Below are 18,170 nucleotides of genomic sequence, written 5' to 3' on the forward strand. Positions count from 1 at the left end.
GCCACGCGCCTATCGCCCGGTGTACAGTTCGGCCACCGACAGCCCGCCCGCGGCGCCAGCGGCGACCACCGCCTGCTTCAGCGGCGCGACGAGCCGTCCGGAGGCGCGCTGTCCCTCCACCGCGCGAAGCACCGCGCGCAGCGCGACGGGCGCCTGCGGCGTCAGCAGCGCGACGACGTGGTCGGTGCCGTAGGGCGGAGTGACGCGGTTCTCGATCAAGGGCAGGCGGGCGCCAGGCTCGATCCGGCCATCGCCTTCCTGTCCGCTGGGATAGAGCGCCTGCACCGTCCCGTCGGAGGCGAGGTTGAAGACGGTGAGGTAGAGCGACGCCCCCGTCGTCGACCCCGCCGCCGCCGCGGCGGTCACGCTGGCGTCGACCTGCGCGCCGGGGACGTAGCGCGTCCCGAACGCGCCCGGCCCCAGCGTCAGCCGCACGCGGGTCTCGTCCAGCAATGGGCGGAGCCGGTCGATCGTGTCCCACTTCTCCAGTACGCCGCGCAACTGCGCCGTCGTCGCCACATCCTGCGCCACCCGGTCGCCCGAACGGCGCAGCAGCACGCCCGCCGTCCGATCGTAAACGAAGTCCGCCGCCTCCGCGCGCGCGGCGACCCGCCAGGGCGCGCCCGCCGCCGCCAGCATCGGCTGCGCAGCTGGATCGGCGGCGAAGATCGCGGGCAGGGGCGCCGTTTCGGGGGGCGCCGCGGCCTCGACGCGGGCGAACAGCTTCAACCCCTCGCCTCCGGGCGGGATGAACGCCTGCGGTTCCTGCCGGTCGGCCGTAAAGGACCGGACCTGGGTGGCGACATATTGCGCCAGCTCACCCACCTCCACGCTGCCGTTGCCGTCGAGGTCGGCGGCCAGGCTGCGTCCGTCCGGCCCGCGCGTCGTCAGTCCCTGCTCCACGTTGTACGTCAGCAGCCCGCGCGGCGGGGCGCCCTCCACCGGCATGGGAAATTCCCACGCCAGCTGCTCGTCCCGCGCGGCGGCGAGGTAGATCAGATTGGGCAGGTCGGCGCGATCGACGGTCGTTCCGCCCGATCCGCCGAGGACGGCGGCGAAGCGTGGCGCCGGACGCGCCGTCAGCGTGAAATCGGCCTGCGCCGCGCGGAAGCCGAGGCGCGGCGTGAAGCGAAAGGCGCGGGCGTCGGCGGACCGGTTCAGCGTGCCCGAGTGGCAGGCGTCGGCCATCATCAGCACCTTGACGCTGCCCGGCACGTAACGCGATAGCCAGGCGTAGAAGTCCTTGTCGACGATGTAGCGTTCCGGATCGGCGGGGTCGAAGCGCGCGAGCGGCAGGAACTGGTCGCGATCGCCGTCCCGGGTGCCACGCACCGCCGCGTCCGCCTCGGCGCCGTGGCCGGAATAATAGAGGACGATCCAGTCGCCCGGCTTCGAGCGGAGACCGAGCGCGTGGATCGCCGTCTCGACGGTCGTTCGGGAAACCTGGTCGTTGCGCAGCACGGTGACGTCGCGCGCGCCCTCCGCGCGGACCAGCGTCTCCATCGCGGCAAGATCATGCTCCGGCCCGGCAAGGTCCTTCAGCATCGGCGACTCGAACTTCCAAACGCCGACCAGCAACGCGCGAGTCTCGGCTGCGACCGGCGAAACAAGAGCCGTAATAAAGAGCGATGCCGCCACGCCTGCGGCAAGACGCCTCCATGTGCTGCCCATGCCCCACCCCCATCTGCGATAGAATTGGAAATTTCTGCAACTTTACTCTCCCGGCGTTCGGGAGCAATCACGGCAGGTCTCGCGCGTTTGCACCGCGTTGACAATGGGGTTGAAGACGGGGGTCTGAAGGGAAACGCGATGCGGATTTCCGTGGGGGGACACGCGGCCGTCGTGGCGGTCGCGGGGGTGGTGCTCGCCGGCGCGGCACCGCTCGCGGCGCAGGTGACGCAGGGCGGCGAGCGCGGCGTGGTGGTGCTGCGCGCGCAGCCGCTGGCCGCCGCGGAGCCGACCTCGGCCCCCGCCGTCGTCGCGACGCCGGTGCCGCCGCCGATGCCCGGCGGGCCCGCGCCGTCGCCGATGTTCAAGCCGTGCCCGCGACCCTTCCCGGCGACGGCCGCGACGCTGGGCACGTCCGGCTTCGACAAGGCGGTCACGCGCGCGCTGAGGGCGAAGCCTGCGGTGGCGGTGGTGGATGTCGCCGCGCCGTTCGCGGTGGGCGACGCGCCACCCGCCGCGCTGACGCCGTGGCTGAGCCAGGTGAAGGCCAGCGGCGGCCTGGTCTCCGCCGACGAATATTGCCGCGATTCGCGTGGGATGTTCGGCTGGATCGGGCGGATGGTCCGCGCGGTGCGCGGCGTCTCCTACGCGGCCGCGGACGGCTATGACGCGGTGCTCCACGTGGATGGATTGGACCAGAAGGTGACGCAGGTCGAATTTCGGCGGCGCACGCCGTAATGCGCGGCGTCAGGCGTTTCGCCGCTCTGGTCGCGGCCACTCTGCTCGCGCTCGCCGCGCTGCCCGCGGGCGCGGCGTCGAAGGAGCCGCGGCTCGCGCTGGTGATCGCCAACGGCAGCTATGCGAACTTCCCCGCGCTGGGCGCCACGCACAGCGACGGCGACCGCGTCGCGGCGGCGCTGACGACGACCGGTTTCCAGGACGCTGCCGGGGGCAAGGTGACCGCGCGCCGCGACCTGACGCTGGCGCAGATGACCGCCGCCGTCGCCGCGTTCCGCGCGAAGCTGGCCGCCGCGGGGCCCGAGGCGTTCGGCGTCCTCTATTTCTCCGGCCACGGCGCGGCGCTCGGCAGCTACGGCGACGTCATGCTCCTGCCGGTCGATGCGGGCGCCGGCATGACCGCGGAGGCGGAGCGGCTCACCCGCGCGGCGCTGACCCGCGGCCTCTTGTCCTCGGGCGCGCGCAACCTGCTGATCGTGCTCGACATGTGCCGCTCGGTCGTCGACGTGCCGCCCCCCGCCGCGGGCAGCGACCCGGCGGTGCTGGCCACCGCCGTCGCGGGGCGGGGCGGAACGGTGGGCAGCAAGGGGCTGGCGCGGATCGTGCGCGACGGCCCGGGCGCGGCGCGACCCGACCAGGGCTATCTCGTCGCCTACTCGACCAGCGCGGACCAGGTCGCCTTCGACGACGGCGTGTTCAGCAAGGTGCTGGCGGAGGAGATCCGCCGCCCGCAGCAGTCGATCGCCGACGCGCTGAAGCGCACGTCGGACCGCGTCGCGCTGAAGCCCGGGCGCTATTTCCAGAAGCCGACGTTCGACTACGGCCTGCAGGGCGCGCCGCCGTGCTTCGTGTCCTGCGACGGCAACGCGGAGGGCCGCTTCTACGATTGCGCCAATTGCCCGTGGATGCGCGTGGTGCCCGCCGGCTCGGCGATGCTCGGCTCCCCCGCCACCGAGGCGAAGCGCGGCGGCGACGAGAAGGCACCGCGCGAGGTGGTGTTCGCGCGCCCTTTCGCGATGGGCGTGTACGAGGTGACGGCGGCGGAATGGGCCGCCTGCGTCCGCGACAAGGCGTGCCGCGGGATCGCCGGCTGGGCAAAGGAGAATCCCAATCCGCTGATTCCCGCCGCCGGGCTCAGCTACGAGGACGCGCAGGCCTTCGTGGCGTGGCTGTCCGTCCAGTCGGGCCTCGCCTATCGCCTGCCGACCGAGGACGAGTGGGAATATGCCGCCCGCGGCGGGGCGGGCACCGTCTTCCCGTGGGGTGACGCGATCCAGCCGTCCGACGCCAATTACGACCAGACGGAGAGCTATCGCGGCGGCGGCACCGCGCCGTACCGCGGCTATCCGGAGGCGGTGAACGCCTATCCGCCCAACGGCTTCGGCCTGTACCAGATGGCGGGCAACGTGTGGGAACTGACGCAGGGCTGCGACGACGCCTCCTGCCGCGCGCGCGTGGTCCGCGGCGGATCGTTCCAGAGCACGCCGTGGGAGTTGCGCGCCGCCAACCGCATGGGCGTGGGCGCGGCCAAGCGGCGCGACGACGCCGGCCTGCGGGTGGTGCGCGACTTGGCCGCGGACGAGGCGGGCTGATGCGTCACGCCCGTCCCGCGCTCGCGCTCGCCGCCGCCGGTCTCGCCACCGCCGTCGCCCCGACCGTGATCGCCGCCGATACGCCGCCGCACCGCGTCTTCATGACGGGCGCCGTGGCGATCGAACCGGCGGAATATGTGAAGCTGCCGAAGGAGCCGACCTACCGCGCCTTCACCCCCTACGGCGTCGACCTGTCGGACGAGTTCCCGCGGCCCGGCTATCAGGGGCAGCAGGCGAGCTGCGTCGCCTGGGCCACCACCTACGCCAGCAGCAGCTATTTCCACGCAGGGCGCCTGGGGCGCCGACCGGACAAGCCGGGCGAGCTGATGAGTCCCGCCTATATCTACAACAGCGTGCGCGGGCCGGGGAAAAGCTGCATGACGCCGCTGCGGCTCGCCGACGCGCTCGCCTTCCTGCGCGATCGCGGCGCGGTGTCCTACGCCGACTTCCCCACCGACGTGACGCAGTGCGACCCCGCGCTGCCCGCCGGGCTCGCCGACAAGGCGCGCGCCTTCCGCTTGCGCTCGTTCCGCCGCATCGACGTCGGCGCGGCGCCCGGCTTTCCCCGCGCGCTGAACGTCGACGACATCAAGGGCGCGCTGTATCAGCAGAAGCCGGTCGTCTTCATCATGGCGGCGCCGCAGGACTTCATGGATCTGACCGGCGACGTCACCTACCGGCACCTCGAACCCAGCGCGGTGAACCGCCACGCCATGGCCATCGTCGGCTACGACGACCGGCGACAGGCGTTCCGCATCATCAACAGCTGGGACGAGCATTGGGGCGACCGGGGCTACGCCTGGGTCGGCTACGACACGTTCCGCACGCTCGCGACCGAGGCCTATGTGCTGGAGGGTCCGGGGAACGGCGGCCTGACCGCGACCGTGGCGCTGAGCCCCGCCGCCGCGCTCGACGGGCTGGTGGCCAATGCGGGCGCGAAGTGCGGCGCGATCCGCATGACGCGCGAGAAGGGCCGGCTGACGCTGCGCGGCTTCATCGGCGACGCGGCCGCGCTGGCGCAGGTGAGGGAGGCGGCGCTGGCGGTCGATCCGCAGGCGCTGGTCGCGGTGGAGCATCACCCGTTCCCCCAATGCGAGGCCGAATTGACGCTGGCCCGCGCGACCGAAGCGACGCCGCTGCGCCTGTCCGCCACCGACGCGCAAGGCCGGCCGCGCGCGGGCGCATCGGTGGAGATGCGGCGGGGCGAGCTGTTCGGCCTGACCGTGGCGGCCCCCGCGGACCTTCCCTACGTCAGCGTCGTCTACGTCCAGGCAGACGGCAGCGCGGTGGAATTGTACCGCGGCACGCCGCAGCTGCACGCCGGCGGCCGGCTGCGCAGCGTGACCATCGGCACCGGCGGGCCGAAGGAGACGCGCTTCCAGGTCGGCGCGCCGTTCGGCGACGAGCTGGTCGTCGCGCTCGCCAGCAGGCAGCCGCTGTTCGGCGCCGAGCTGGACGACTACCGCACCGAGCGGCAGTTCCTCACCGGGCTGCGCGCGCGCATGGTCCGCGTCGCGCCGGGGCAGGCCGCGGCCGCCGTGCTGCGGCTGCGCACCACCGGCTGATCGTGCCCGCGCTGCGCCGCGCCGCGCTGTCGCCGCGCGTGGCGATCGCCGCGCTCGCCGTGGCGCTGCTGTTCGGCATCATCGGTATCTGCGAAGTCGATGGCCGGTCGGTAGCCGCGACGCGCCCGATCCTGCGCGCGGCGCTGCCGGTGCTCGTGCTATGGGTGGTGGCGGCGCTCGCATGGCGGATCGGGCGCCGGCACGTCCGGCTGTGGCGCATCGCCACGCGGGGCGGGCATCTGATCGTCGCCGGCGACGCCGGCCTCGCCGTGCAGGTGGCCGCCGCGGAGCTGGCGCGCGGGGGGCGGGTGCTGCTCTACGACGGGGATCCGCGCGCGCGGTGGATGTTGCCGCTCGTCGATGGCGGGGCGACATCCACCGGCGCACCCGACCGGCTGGCTCTGGGCAAGGCCCGCGCCGTGCTCCTGCTCGGGACGGACGATGCCGCCAACGCCGCGCTGGCGCGCGCGCTGGTGGACGCCGCCCAGGGCACGCGCGAGGTCGGCGACCCGCTCGACGTCATCGTTCGCGTCGACGACCTGGACCGGCGCCGCGTCCTGGAGCGGCAGTTCGACGGCGATCGCGGCGACGCGCGGGTGCGCTTCGCCTGCCTGCCCGATCTCGCTGCGCGCGAGCTGTTCGTCGAGGCGCCGCTGGACCGCTTCCATCGCGACGGCCAGGCGGCACGCGTGGTCTTCCTGCTCGGCGTCACGCCCGCGATCGAGCGCTACGTTCGCCGCCTGCTGGCCGGAGGGCATTTTCGCGACGGTGTCCGCCCGCGCCTCGTCGCGGTGGCGCGCGACCCCGCGGCGGCGGCGGCGGGCTTTGCCGCGCGCAATCCCGGCGCCGACCTGCCCAACCCGATCACATGGGAAACGGGGACGATCGATCCGCCATCCGCCGTGCCGGCGCTGGTGGCGGATCTCGCCGCGCGGCACGGCGCCCCCGTGGCGATCGTGATCGACGGCGACGACGACGAGCGTACCGTGGCTGCGGGCAGCGCCATTGCGGACGATCTCGCCGCGCGGGACGAGGTCGCGCCGCCGATCCATTTGCGGCTGTCCGGCGGACACCACGCCCCCGCCGACCCCGGCCTCCGCGCGTTCGGCACGGCGAAGCGCTTCGCCGATCCCGAACAGCTGCTCCAGGAGGATCACGACGCGCTCGCCCGCTCCATCCACGACTTCTATCTCGAGGGCCGCTTCGACGACGGCGAGGCGCTGGGCGGGCGTGCCTCGCTGAACGAATGGGAGGACCTGCCCGAGAGCTTCCGCGACGACAATCGGCTGGTGGCCGACTGCTACGCGCTGAAGCTGCGCGACATCGGCGCGCGGGTGGTGACCGGCACCGGCGTGCCGATGCGGATCGACGCCGACGAGCTGGAGGAGCTGTCGCGCGCGGAGCACGACCGCTGGATGGGATCGAAGCTGGCCGACGGCTGGACGCACGGCGCGACGCGCGACGATGCTGCGCGCCGCCATCCCGACATCGTCCCCTATGACGCGCTGTCCGAGCGCATCAAGGATCTGGACCGCGAGCAGGTGCGCGCCATCACCCGCCTGCTCTCGCACGCGGGGCGTCGCGCGCTACGCACCCTGATCGTCGGCGTCGCCGCCGGCGTCGAGGCGCGCGACGCCGACCCGCTGATCGCTGCGCTGGCGGCCCATTATCCCGATCGCGTGCCGCTGTTCGCGGGCGATCCCGCGGGCGGGGCGGCCGGCCTCCTTGAGTCCGCGCAGCGCGCCGGTGCGCCGGTGCTGCTGACGCTCGCCGGCAATGCGGCGCGGCTGGGGGCGGACGCGTCGCTCGCGGCGCTGCTGCGCGATGCCGACACGATCGTCGCCACTGCCGATCCGGCAGGCTGGATCGCGCGCCATGCCGCGCTGACGGTGGGCGGCGACATCCGCCTCGACGCGCGCGGTGGGATCGTCGCGGCTCCGTGGCGATGATGGCGGTGCTGCGCGGGGCGGGCAGCGGCGCCTGGCTGGTGGCGCGCGCGGCGCGCGGCACCTGGACGCGCTGGAACACGGGCGACGCGCTGCTCGCCCCCGCGCTTGCGCGCGACCTCGCGCGGTTCCTGTGGACGCCGGTGCCGACGGTGGTGGCGCTGTCGCTGCTCACCGGCGTGATCGCCGGGCTGTCCGCCGCGCGCGTGCTGGCGCTCTACCATGCCGAGCTGCTCGTCCTGCGCGCGCTGGTCGACGCGCTGCTGCGCCAGGTGCTGCCGCTGGTCGTCGGCATCTTCGCCGCGTCGGGGGTGGCGGTGGCGGTGGCGAACCGATTGGGCGCGATGAGCCTCCAGCGCGAGATCGACGCGCTGGAGACGATGGGGCACGATCCCGTGCCGTTCGCGCTCGGCACCCCGGTGATCGCGGTGGCGGCAGCGGTGCCCGTGCACATGGTGCTGGCGAGCGTCGCCGCGCTGCTCGGCGCGGGGCTGCTGCTGGCGGCGGGCGCGAACGTGCCGTGGCGCATGATCGTGGGCATCGCCACCGCGCAGCCCGCCGTCGCCGCGCTGGCGACGGGCATGGCGAAGGTGGCGCTGTTCTCGCTGTTGGCGCTGATGGCCGGCGCCGCGACCGGTGCCCGCCGCGTCGCCACGCCGGCGGAACTCAGCGCGGCGGGGGCGCGCGCCTTCACGCGCGGGCTGCTGTGCGTCTTCGGCGCCGCGGCGATGTGGACGGCGCTCGCGTGAGCGTGCTGGCGCTGGAGGGGGTGTCGAGCGTGGCCGGGGGCGTGCGCGTGCTCGACCGGCTCGACCTCGCCGTCGCCGCCGCGGAGCGGGTCGCGATCGTGGCGGGAAGCGGGGAAGGCAAGTCGCTGCTGTCGGCGATTGCCATCGGCCTCGTGCCCCCGCTGGCGGGCATCGCGCGGCTGTTCGGCACCGACCTCGCCCGCGCCGATGCGGCCGCGGTGCGCCGGCTGCGCGCGCGCTGCGGCGTGACGGTGCAGGGCGGCTCGCTGCTGGGCGAGTGGAGCGTGGAGGACAATCTGCGGCTGGGTGCCGGGAGTGCCGCGCGAGTCGGGCGCCGCATCGACCGGCTGATGCTCGACTTCGCGGTGGAGCGCAGCGGCACCGCGGCGGTGCAGTCGCTGTCGCGCGGCGAGCGGCGGCGCGTCGAGCTGGTCCGCGCCTTCGCGCGCGATCCCGAGCTGGTGATCCTGGACGAGCCGCTCGACGGCGCGCACGCGGGCCGCGACGCGCTGGAACGCGCCATCCTGCGACAGATCGCCCCGCGCGGGCGCGCGCTGCTGCTGCTGACGCAGGACGAGGCGTTCGCGGCCCGAGCGTGCCAGCGGGTGCTGCGACTGGAGCGGGGGCGGCTGGTGTAGCGCGGACGCTCAGCAGCCCTTCGCGCGTTCCGCGACGAAGGCGGAGACTGCCGCGCCCAGCGCCGTCTCGAATGCGCGCGCGCGGGTCGTGCCGCTGGCGTCGGCGATCGGCGCAGTGGCGCACCAGCGGCCCGTCCGCTCGATCCGCCCGCCGCGCGTCACCACCGCGTCGAAGGCGACGACCGCGCGCGACGCGGCGCCCGCATCGGCCTCCTCGAACCGGATCAGCGTCGCGACGACGCGGCGGTCGGCGGGCAGCGGCGTGGCAGTGGCGTAGACCTGCGCGTAGCGGGTCGCCAGCGCTTCCGCGAGCGCGCGTTCCAGCAGGCGCGGCGGCGGCTCTTCCCAGAACAGTCGCGCCGCCTGGCGCAACTCGCCCGGGGCGGCGGCGGCCACGTAGGTGTAGCGCCGGTGCCCGGCCAACCCGCGAGCCAGCACCGGCGCCACCGCGATCGATCCCGCGGCCGGCGTCCCCGCGGCGAAGCCGGGATCCACGCGCATCGTCACCGGCGCGTCGCCGCCACGCACCGCGGCGCAGCCGGCGAGCAGCAGCGTCAGCAGCGGCGCGGCCCTCACTTCACCGCTCCCGGCGCGGGTGGATCGGCGAAGCGCGAGCCGCGGATCGCGAAGGTCGGGTCGCCCGACAGCCGCTCGGTCAGCGTGCCCAGGTCGTCGCTGACGGTGGCGAGGTTCGCGCTCGCCTGGACCATGGAGGCGCTCAGCCCTTCCAGCATCGTGCGTGTCTGCTGCGTCGCCCCGCGGGTGTCGGCCAACATGGCGGCGACCGTCTCCTGGTTGCGCGCGATCATCGCGTTGGTGTCGCGCAGGATGCCGTTGACCGCGGCGACGTCCAGCGTGGCGGCGGTGCCCGACAGGCGGCGGACGTTGGCAAGGGTCAGCGCGATATCGCCGCGCCCCGGCGCCAGGCTGCGGCCCAGTTCGGAGGAGACGCTGTTCAGCGCCGCCACCGTCCCCGTCGCGTCGCGCGCCAGCCGCGCCATGTCCACCGGCGAGGCGCCGCCACCGGCGGACCCGTTGAGCATCGTCGCGAGTCGAGTGGCCATTGCATTCGCGGTGCGCGCCACGCCCGCCGCCTGCGCCACCGCGGCGGCGGCGGACTGGATCAGATCGGGTGCGCGACGGCACGCCCTGATGGCCGCGCCGTCCGACGCCACGGGGGCGATCGTGCTGCAACCCGCCTGCGCCAGCGCGGCACCGCACGTTCGCGCCGGGCCGTCCAGCGTCACCAGTTCGATGCGCGGGGCGGTAAGCGGGTTGGCGGCGCCCACAATTACGTAGTCGCAGGCGGACGGACGCCACGATTTGACGATGCTGAGGTCGACGCCGAACCGCCGCGATGCGGGATCCAGCGCCACCTTCGTCACTTCGCCCACCGGCGCGCCGCGAAAGAACACCGGCGTTCCGGGCGTCACGCCGCCGACGTCGTCGAGCGCCGTCGCGTAGCAGCGATGGCGGAAGAACGGGTCGGGCACGAGCGCGAGCACCGCCACCACCACGATCGCCGCGGCGCTGACGCCCAGTCCCCACCTGATCTGGCTCTGCGGATTCGGCCCCACTCTTCCCCCCCGGGGCCGATTGTGCGGCAGCGCCGGGCGGGGGGGAAGGCACGGTTACGTACAATGCCGCGGAAAGGCGCGAGTCCGCGACGTGACTACCCGAACCGGTTCCGCGATCTTGTTTCGCATTCGAAATGGTCCCCGGCCAACGCGGCGTCGGGCGAGGGGTGGGAAGCGGTCGCCCCGCCGGAGTGGCAGGCCGGCGGCGGCCTCGCCGTGACGCTGTCGCGTCCGCTCAGCCTGACCCTCGACTATCGCCACTGCCAGCTGACCGGCGTGACCTTCGACCACGGGGGCGAGAGCATCCGGGTGGGCAAGGTGAAGACGAACCTGTTCACCGCCGGCCTGCGCTACCTGTTCTGAGCGGTCGCGGACCCGGCGGGCGCGACGTGCCGCCCGCCGGGTCCGCCGTCCTGCATCAGCGGAAGGCGGTGGCCTCGAAGCGAAACGGTTCGCCGACGGGCGCGTCGCCCAGCTGATCCTCGAACATCGCCACATGACCGCGGATAATCGTGGCGACGGGCTTCCCCGTCAGCGTCATGCCGGTGAACGGCGACCAGCCGGACCGGCTCTTCAGCCAGTCGTCGGTGACCGTCCACTTCTTCTTCAGGTCGACGATCGTGAAGTCGGCGTCGTAGCCCGCGCAGATCCGGCCCTTCCCCACAAGGCCGAAGATGCGCTGCGCCCCCGCGCTGGTCAGCTCGATCACGCGCTGCAGCGTCAGGCGGCCGTGCGCGGCATGGTCCAGCAGCAGCGGCAACAGCGTCTGCACGCCGGGCATCCCGCTCGGCGAGGCAGGATAGGGTTTCGCCTTCTCCTCCAGCGTGTGCGGCGCGTGGTCGGATCCGATCACGTCGGGCACGCCCTGGTTCAGCCAGTGCCACAGCCCGTCGCGGTGCGCGCCGGAACGGATCGGCGGATTCATCTGCGCCAGCGTGCCCAGCCGTGGATAAGCCTCCTCGCCCGCCAGCGTCAGGTGCTGCGGCGTCACCTCGCACGTCGCCACGTCCTTGTTGCGGCCCAGCAGCTCCAGTTCCGCCGGCGTCGTCACGTGCAGCACGTGGACGCGCCGCCGCGCCTCGCGCGCCAGCTTCAATATCCGGCGGGTGGCCAGAATCGCGCTCTCGTCGTCGCGCCAGACGGGGTGCGAGGCGGCATCGCCGTCGATCCGCTCCGCCACCCGCGCGTTCATCCGGTCCTCGTCCTCGGCGTGGATCGCGACGCGGCGGGTGCCGTGGCGCAGCACCTGCGCCAGGGTCTCGTCATCGCTGACGAGGAGGTCGCCGGTGGAAGCGCCCATGAAGATCTTCACCCCTGCGGTGCCCGGCATCCGCTCCAGCTCCGCCAGCGCCGCGGGATTGTGGTGCGTCGCGCCGACGTAGAAGGCGTGCTCGCACCACATGCGGCCCTTGGCGCGGTCCAGCTTGTCCTGGATCGCCTCCGCGCTGTCGGTGTTGGGCTTGGTGTTCGGCATTTCGAACACCCCCGTCACCCCGCCCATCACCGCGGCGATGCTGCCGGTGGCCAAGTCCTCCTTGTGCTCCAGCCCCGGTTCGCGGAAGTGGACCTGCGTGTCGATGACGCCGGGCAGGATGTCGAGGCCGGTGCAGTCGATCGTCCGCCCGGCATCGCCCGGCTCGCCGATGGCGACGATGCGGCCGTTGACGACGCCGACATCGGCCTTCGCCGGCCCGCCGGGCAGGTGGACGGTGCCGCCGGTGAGGGTGAGGTCGTAGGTGGGCATGGCGTCGGCTCTCCATCCAAATAGCCGTTCGTGCTGAGTAGAGGCTGAGCTTGTCGGAGCCTCGTCTCGAAACATAGGTCCTTCGAGACGCCGCTTCGACTTCGCTCAGCGGCTCCTCAGGACGAACGGAAGGTGTTCGTGCTGTAGAGTTTGGAGAGGCATCCCGACAAGCCGATGACGAGAGTGGACTGGCTCACTATCTCTCTTCCATGGCCACCACCCTCTCCGATCGCGCCGTCATCCGCCTGGCCGGGGAGGACGTGCGCGGCTTCCTGCAGGGCCTCGTCACCAATGACGTCGCGCAGCTGCCGTGCTGGGCCGCGCTGCTGTCGCCGCAGGGCAAGGCGCTGTTCGACTTCATCCTGTGGCCCGACGGGGAGGACGTGCTGATCGATTGCGAGGCGGCGCAGGCCGATGCCCTGGTGCGGCGCCTGTCGATGTACCGCCTGCGCCGCCCGATCGCGATCGCGCCCGATCCGTCGCTCGCGGTCCACTGGTCGTGCGGGGGCGGGGAGGGGGTGCCCGACCCGCGCCTTCCCGCGCTCGGCCGACGCTGGATCGCTCCCGCGGACGAGCCGGCGGAAGGCTGGCGCGCGCACCGCCTGTCGCTGGGCGTGGCGGAGGGGGTGGCCGAGCTCGGCAGCGGCGAGACGCTGTGGCTGGAGGCGAACGCGCGCGAGCTGAACGGCGTCAGCTTCGGCAAGGGCTGCTACGTCGGCCAGGAGAATACCGCGCGGATGCACCACCGCGACAGGGTGAACCGCCGGCTGGTCGTGGCGCCGCTCGCGGCGGGCGAGGCGAAGATGCGCGCGGGCCATGCCGATCTCGGGCTGATGGTCACGCTGCGCCGCGTCGACGCGCTGGGCGACGCGATCGTGCCCGCCTGGCTTGCCGAAGCGTTATAGCGAAACAACACAGATCGCGCTTGACGAGGCCGTGGCGGCCGATACGTTCGCTCCATCCAAAGGGTTGGGGGAGCGACAAGTGCTTCGACGTGATTTTCTGGCCGCCACCGGCAAGGTGGGCGCGGCCGGTCTGCTGCTATCCGCGTTTCCGGGCCGCGCCATCGCCGAACAGGAGCTTCAGTCCGCCGTGGACGCCTCGCTGAAGAAGCGGCTGGCCGATGCGGCGCTGGGCGCCGCGCGCTCCGCCGGGGCGACCTATACCGACGTGCGCGTCGGGCGGTACCTGCGCCAGTTCGTCATCACGCGCGAGGCGAACGTGCAGAATATCGTCAACACCGAGTCCACCGGGGTCGGCATCCGCGTGATCGCCGGCGGTGCCTGGGGCTTCGCCGCGACGAACGCGCTGACCGACGACGCCGTCGCCGCCGCCGCGCGACAGGCGGTGGCGATCGCCAAGGCCAATGCGAAGAACCAGTCCGCGCCGGTGCAGCTGGCGCCCACGCCGGGCGTCGGCGAGGTCAGCTGGAAGACGCCGATCGTCAAGAACAGCATGGCCGTGCCGATCAAGGACAAGGTCGACCTGCTGCTGGGCGTCAACGCCGCCGCGATCGGCGCGGGCGCGAACTTCGTCAACTCGATGCTGTTCCTCGTGAACGAGCAGAAGTATTTCGCCTCGACCGACGGGTCGTACATCGACCAGGACGTGCACCGCATCTGGGCGCCGATGACGGCGACGGTCATCGACAAGGCGACCGGCAAGTTCCGCAGCCGCGAGGGTCTGTCGGCCCCGATGGGCATGGGCTTCGAATATCTCGACGGCGCACCTGCGGAGAAGACCGTGACGCCCGCGGGCGTCACGACGTACAAGCGCTCGTACGACATGAAGGAGGACGCGATCGCCGCCGCGAAGAACGCGCGCGCAAAGCTGACCGCGCCCTCGGTGAAGCCGGGCAAGTACGACCTGGTGCTCGATCCCAACCACCTCGGCCTCACGATCCACGAGAGCGTCGGCCACCCGCTCGAGCTCGACCGCGTGCTCGGCTACGAGGCGAATTACGCCGGCACCAGCTTTGCCACGCTCGACAAGCAGAAGGCGGCGTACCAGTACGGCAGCGACAAGGTGACGATCGTCGCCGACAAGACGCAGCCCGGCTCGCTCGGCGCCGTCGCCTACGACGACGAGGGCGTGAAGACGAAGAAGTGGGACCTGATCAAGGACGGCACGCTGGTCGATTATCAGACGATCCGCGACCAGGCGCATATTCTCGGCAAGAAGGAGTCGGACGGCTGCTGCTACGCCGACAGCTGGTCCAGCGTGCAGTTCCAGCGCATGGCGAACGTCTCGCTCCAGCCCGGCAAGGCCAAGATGTCGCCCGCGCAGATGATCGCGGGGGTGGAGAACGGCATCTACATCATCGGCGACGGTTCGTTCTCGATCGACCAGCAGCGCTACAACGCGCAGTTCGGCGGGCAATTGTTCTACGAGATCAAGAACGGCAAGATCACGCAGCAGATCGAGGACGTCGCCTATCAGATGCGCACGCCGGAATTCTGGTCCGCCTGCGCGGGAAGCTGCGACGAGAGCGACTATCGCCTGTTCGGCAGCTTCTTTGACGGCAAGGGCCAGCCCTCGCAGGTCTCCGCGGTCAGCCACGGATCGTCGACCACGCGCTTCAACGGCATCAACGTCATCAACACCGCGCGCTCGCTCGGCTGAGCTCGAGCGCAGGGGAGAGTAGAGAATGGCTCTGTTTACCGAAGCTGAGGCCCGCGCGATCTGCGCCAAGGCCGTGAAGATGTCGAAGGCGGACGAATGCTCCGCGACGCTGACCGGCTCGATCAAGGGCAACGTCCGCTTCGCGCGCAACGACGTGTCTACCGCGGGCCTCGTCGAAGACACCGACCTTGCCGTGCAGGTCGCGTTCGGCAAGCGCACCGGCGTCGCGACGATCAACCAGTTCGACGACGCCTCGATCGAGCGCTGCGTGCGTCGCGCCGAGGATCTCGCGCGGCTGGCGCCGGAGAATGCCGAGTACATGCCCGTGCTCGACAAGCAGGCCTATCGCGCGACGCCCACCTTCTCCGCGGCGACCGCAGCGCTCACGCCGGAGGCCCGCGCGCAGGTGGCGGCGCAGTCGATCGCGCCATGCCGCGCGGCGAAGCTGGTCGCCGCCGGCTTCCTGGAGGACGGGCAGAGCTTCTATGCCTTCGCCAACTCCAAGGGGAATTCGGGCTACCAGCGTTCGACCGGCATGGATTACACCTGCACGGTGCGGACCGAGGACGGGCGCGGTTCCGGCTGGGTCGGCCGCAACCTGCAGGATTCCGCCGCTTTCAGCGCGGACACGGAGATCCGCACCGCGATGCGCAAGGCGAGCGCCTCCGTCGACGCCAAGGCGATCGAGCCGGGCAAGTACACCGTCATCCTGGAGCCGGCGGCGGCGGCCGGTCTCGTCAGCTTCATGCTGAACTTCTTCGACGCGCGCTCCGCCGACGAGGGGCGCAGCTTCCTGTCGAAGAAGGGCGGCGGCAACAAGCTGGGCGAGCAGGTGTTCGGTCCGCAGGTGAACATCACCAGCGATCCGTGGGATCCGCAGGCCGCGGTGCTGCCGTGGGACGACGATTACGTCCCGCGCGAGAAGATGCCGATCGTGCAGAACGGCAAGGTGATGAACCTCGACTATTCGCGCTTCTGGGCGGCGAAGCAGGGGAAGAAGGCGATCGGCACGCCGGGCAACATCATCATGGCGGGCGGCACGAAGTCGACCGCGGACCTGGTCCGCACGACGCAGCGCGGCATCCTCGTCAGCCGCACGTGGTACATCCGCATGGTCGATCCGCAGACCGTGCTGCTGACCGGATTGACCCGCGACGGCACCTTCTACATCGAGAACGGCGAGATCAAATATCCGATCAAGAACCTGCGTTTCAACGAATCGCCGGTCATCATGCTCAACAACATCGACGAGCTGGGCAAGCCGGTGCGCGTGGCCGGTGATGAGAGTTCGCTGACGATGGTCCTGCCCCCGATGCGGCTGCGCGACTTCACCTTCACCTCGCTGTCGGACGCGGTGTGAGGAACGCCGTGGGAGGCGAGCCGCAATCGGTTCGCCTCCCCGGCGACGGCCGGGGTCCAGTTGGGCGAACGGACATGACGACGCGCAACCTGTATCACTTCGGCCTTCCCAACCGGACCCCGGCTTTCGCCGAGGTGGTAGGATAGCCTGATGAATCGTCAGCAATTCCTCCGCACTGCCATCGGCGCGGCGGCGGCGACGGTTCTGCCGCGATCTGCCCACGCCGCGGGTGCCTACGATTTCTGGTTCACGCGCCTGCGCTACGACAGCGGCGACTGGGACGTGGACGCGCGGATGCCGTCCAACGTCATCACGTCGCTGATCGACTACACCACGCTGCGGGTCGATCCCAAGGAGCGGGTGGTCGCGCTCGCCGATCCGAAGATGCTGACCGCGCCCTTCTGCTACCTGGCGGGGCACAAGCTGGTAGAATTCTCGCCCGCGGAACGGCGCAATTTCGAGCACTACGTGAGGAACGGCGGCTTCGTGCTGGTGGACGATTGCAACCACGACATCGACGGCCTGTTCGCCAAATCCTTCGAACGGCAGATGGCGTCGATCTTCGGCGCTGCGGCGCTGAAGAAGCTGCCGAACACGCACCCGATCTACCGCCGCTTCTTCAAGTTCGACGGACCCCCGCCGACCGCGCTGGAGCTGAACGGCTGGGGCGACGACCTGGTCCACGACTACCTCAAGGGCATCGCGGTGAACGGCCGCCTCGGCCTCCTCTATTCGAACAAGGATTACGGGTGCGAATGGGACTACGATTGGCGCAACAAGCGCTTTCTGGCGGTCGACAACACGCGCTTCGCGGTGAACATCGTGCTGTACGCGCTGACGGCGTGAGGGCGTCGTTCCCCGGCGAAGGCGGGGGTCCAGTCGGGAAGACCGTCATGATGATGCGCAGCATCCGCCAACGATCGTCGCCCAACGGGACCCCGGCCTTCGCCGGGGAACGAGGTGCCGCATGACCGAGGCCGACATCCAGGCGCAGCTGGCGAAGCTCACCGACCTGCGCGCCGCCATCGCGCAGGCGATCGTCGGGCAGCAGGACGTGGTGGAGCAATTGCTGATCGGCCTCTTCGCCGGCGGGCACTGCCTGCTGGAAGGCGTGCCGGGGCTGGGCAAGACCTTGCTCGTCAAGTCGCTGGGCGAGGCGCTGGAGCTGCCGTTCCGCCGCGTGCAATTCACGCCGGACCTGATGCCCAGCGACATTTTGGGCACCGAGCTGCTGGAGGAGGACCACGGCACCGGCAAGCGCCATTTTCGCTTCCAGCAGGGGCCCGTCTTCACCAGCCTGCTGCTCGCCGACGAGCTGAACCGCACCCCGCCCAAGACGCAGGCCGCGCTGCTGGAGGCGATGCAGGAGCGCACGGTCAGCTACGCCGGGGTCACGCACGAACTGCCGCGCCCGTTCTTCGTGCTGGCGACGCAGAACCCGTTGGAACAGGCCGGCACCTATCCGCTGCCCGAGGCGCAGCTCGACCGCTTCCTGCTGCTGGTCCGCGTCGGCTATCCGACTGCGGCGGAGGAGGCGGCCATCCTGCGGCTGACGACGGGTGCGGCGCAGGCCGCGGTGCCCAAAGTGATGGACGCCGACGAGGTGGTGGCGGTCCAGCGGCTGGTGCGCGACGTCCACGTGTCCGAAGGGCTGGTCGACTGGATCACGCGGATCGTGCGCGCCACCCGGCCGGGCGACGCGGCGGCGGAGGTGGTCCCGCGCTACGTCCGCTGGGGCGCGGGGCCGCGTGCGGGGCAGTCGCTGGTGCTGGCGTCGAAGGCGCGCGCGCTGCTCCACGGGCGGCTGGCCGCCACGCGAGAGGACGTCGCCGCGCTCGCCGCGCCCGTGCTGCGCCACCGCCTGCTGCTGTCCTTCGCCGCGGAAGCGGACGGGAAGAGCGCGGACGACGTGGTCGCGGGCGTGTTGGCGCAGGTGCCGGCGCCGTGACACTGTGGGTTCCCGTCCCTTGC

General features: G+C 71.8%; 16 protein-coding genes. 12 read left to right on the forward strand and 4 right to left on the reverse strand.

Annotation, left to right across the window (positions count from 1 at the left end):
* Positions 1 to 9: 9 nt before the first annotated feature.
* Entirely contained in the window at positions 10 to 1,578 is a 1,569-nt protein-coding gene (locus HBH26_RS09810) for a caspase family protein (protein WP_239024699.1), read from the reverse strand.
* A 231-nt stretch (positions 1,579 to 1,809) separates the two neighbouring features.
* Between HBH26_RS09810 and HBH26_RS09815 the strand changes: the two genes are divergently transcribed.
* The 6 genes from HBH26_RS09815 to HBH26_RS09840 are packed head-to-tail and all read left to right on the forward strand — an operon-like array spanning position 1,810 to position 8,896.
* A complete protein-coding gene (locus HBH26_RS09815) occupies positions 1,810 to 2,406 on the forward strand; it encodes a hypothetical protein (RefSeq protein ID WP_168134418.1) in 597 nt (198 codons plus the stop codon).
* On the forward strand, positions 2,406 to 3,998 hold the full coding sequence (locus HBH26_RS09820) for an SUMF1/EgtB/PvdO family nonheme iron enzyme (protein WP_168134419.1): 1,593 nt from the start codon (positions 2,406 to 2,408) through the stop codon (positions 3,996 to 3,998). Before HBH26_RS09815 ends, HBH26_RS09820 begins: the two co-directional genes overlap by 1 nt.
* Entirely contained in the window at positions 3,998 to 5,563 is a 1,566-nt protein-coding gene (locus HBH26_RS20685; RefSeq protein ID WP_168134420.1) for a C1 family peptidase, read from the forward strand. Before HBH26_RS09820 ends, HBH26_RS20685 begins: the two co-directional genes overlap by 1 nt.
* A gap of 2 nt (positions 5,564 to 5,565) precedes the next feature.
* Positions 5,566 to 7,512: a RyR domain-containing protein gene (locus HBH26_RS09830; protein ID WP_338057316.1), complete on the forward strand. Its 1,947-nt coding sequence runs from the start codon at positions 5,566 to 5,568 to the stop codon at positions 7,510 to 7,512.
* Positions 7,509 to 8,258 carry an ABC transporter permease gene (locus HBH26_RS09835; protein WP_239024717.1) on the forward strand — a complete coding sequence of 250 codons (750 nt, stop codon included), beginning with the start codon at positions 7,509 to 7,511 and terminating at the stop codon, positions 8,256 to 8,258. The genes HBH26_RS09830 and HBH26_RS09835 overlap by 4 nt, the downstream gene beginning before the upstream one ends.
* Positions 8,255 to 8,896 (forward strand): ATP-binding cassette domain-containing protein, encoded by a 642-nt coding sequence (locus HBH26_RS09840; RefSeq protein WP_168134422.1) that lies wholly within the window; start codon positions 8,255 to 8,257, stop codon positions 8,894 to 8,896. The genes HBH26_RS09835 and HBH26_RS09840 overlap by 4 nt, the downstream gene beginning before the upstream one ends.
* A 9-nt stretch (positions 8,897 to 8,905) precedes the next feature.
* Here the strand turns inward: HBH26_RS09840 and HBH26_RS09845 are convergent, their stop codons facing one another.
* On the reverse strand, positions 8,906 to 9,472 hold the full coding sequence (locus HBH26_RS09845) for an ABC-type transport auxiliary lipoprotein family protein (protein WP_338057318.1): 567 nt from the start codon (positions 9,470 to 9,472) through the stop codon (positions 8,906 to 8,908).
* On the reverse strand, positions 9,469 to 10,473 hold the full coding sequence (locus HBH26_RS09850) for an MlaD family protein (protein WP_168134423.1): 1,005 nt from the start codon (positions 10,471 to 10,473) through the stop codon (positions 9,469 to 9,471). The genes HBH26_RS09845 and HBH26_RS09850 overlap by 4 nt, the downstream gene beginning before the upstream one ends.
* A 63-nt stretch (positions 10,474 to 10,536) precedes the next feature.
* On the opposite strand from HBH26_RS09850, the gene HBH26_RS09855 reads away from it, so the two are divergent.
* A complete protein-coding gene (locus tag HBH26_RS09855) occupies positions 10,537 to 10,836 on the forward strand; it encodes an outer membrane protein (protein ID WP_168134424.1) in 300 nt (99 codons plus the stop codon).
* 55 nt (positions 10,837 to 10,891) lie between these two features.
* On the opposite strand, the gene HBH26_RS09860 is transcribed toward HBH26_RS09855, so the two are convergent.
* Positions 10,892 to 12,217, reverse strand: a complete 1,326-nt coding sequence (locus HBH26_RS09860; RefSeq protein WP_168134425.1) for a dihydroorotase — start codon at positions 12,215 to 12,217, stop codon at positions 10,892 to 10,894.
* 209 nt (positions 12,218 to 12,426) lie between these two features.
* Between HBH26_RS09860 and ygfZ the strand changes: the two genes are divergently transcribed.
* The 5 genes from ygfZ to HBH26_RS09885 all read left to right on the forward strand — a co-directional run bounded on the left by ygfZ (position 12,427) and on the right by HBH26_RS09885 (position 18,147).
* Positions 12,427 to 13,122 carry a CAF17-like 4Fe-4S cluster assembly/insertion protein YgfZ gene (gene ygfZ / locus HBH26_RS09865; RefSeq protein ID WP_168134426.1) on the forward strand — a complete coding sequence of 232 codons (696 nt, stop codon included), beginning with the start codon at positions 12,427 to 12,429 and terminating at the stop codon, positions 13,120 to 13,122.
* A 79-nt stretch (positions 13,123 to 13,201) separates the two neighbouring features.
* The gene (locus HBH26_RS09870; RefSeq protein ID WP_168134427.1) at positions 13,202 to 14,839 is read left to right on the forward strand and encodes a metallopeptidase TldD-related protein; all 1,638 of its coding nucleotides are present in this window, start codon (positions 13,202 to 13,204) and stop codon (positions 14,837 to 14,839) included.
* A gap of 25 nt (positions 14,840 to 14,864) precedes the next feature.
* Complete coding sequence (locus tag HBH26_RS09875) at positions 14,865 to 16,199, forward strand: TldD/PmbA family protein (protein WP_168134428.1); 1,335 nt, start codon at positions 14,865 to 14,867, stop codon at positions 16,197 to 16,199.
* A 150-nt stretch (positions 16,200 to 16,349) separates the two neighbouring features.
* The gene (locus HBH26_RS09880; protein ID WP_168134429.1) at positions 16,350 to 17,045 is read left to right on the forward strand and encodes a DUF4159 domain-containing protein; all 696 of its coding nucleotides are present in this window, start codon (positions 16,350 to 16,352) and stop codon (positions 17,043 to 17,045) included.
* A gap of 121 nt (positions 17,046 to 17,166) precedes the next feature.
* On the forward strand, positions 17,167 to 18,147 hold the full coding sequence (locus HBH26_RS09885) for an AAA family ATPase (RefSeq protein ID WP_168134430.1): 981 nt from the start codon (positions 17,167 to 17,169) through the stop codon (positions 18,145 to 18,147).
* Positions 18,148 to 18,170 lie beyond the last annotated feature (23 nt).

It is taken from the genome of Sphingomonas corticis, assembly GCF_012035195.1.
GTDB classification, from domain to species: Bacteria; Pseudomonadota; Alphaproteobacteria; order Sphingomonadales; family Sphingomonadaceae; genus Sphingomonas; species Sphingomonas corticis.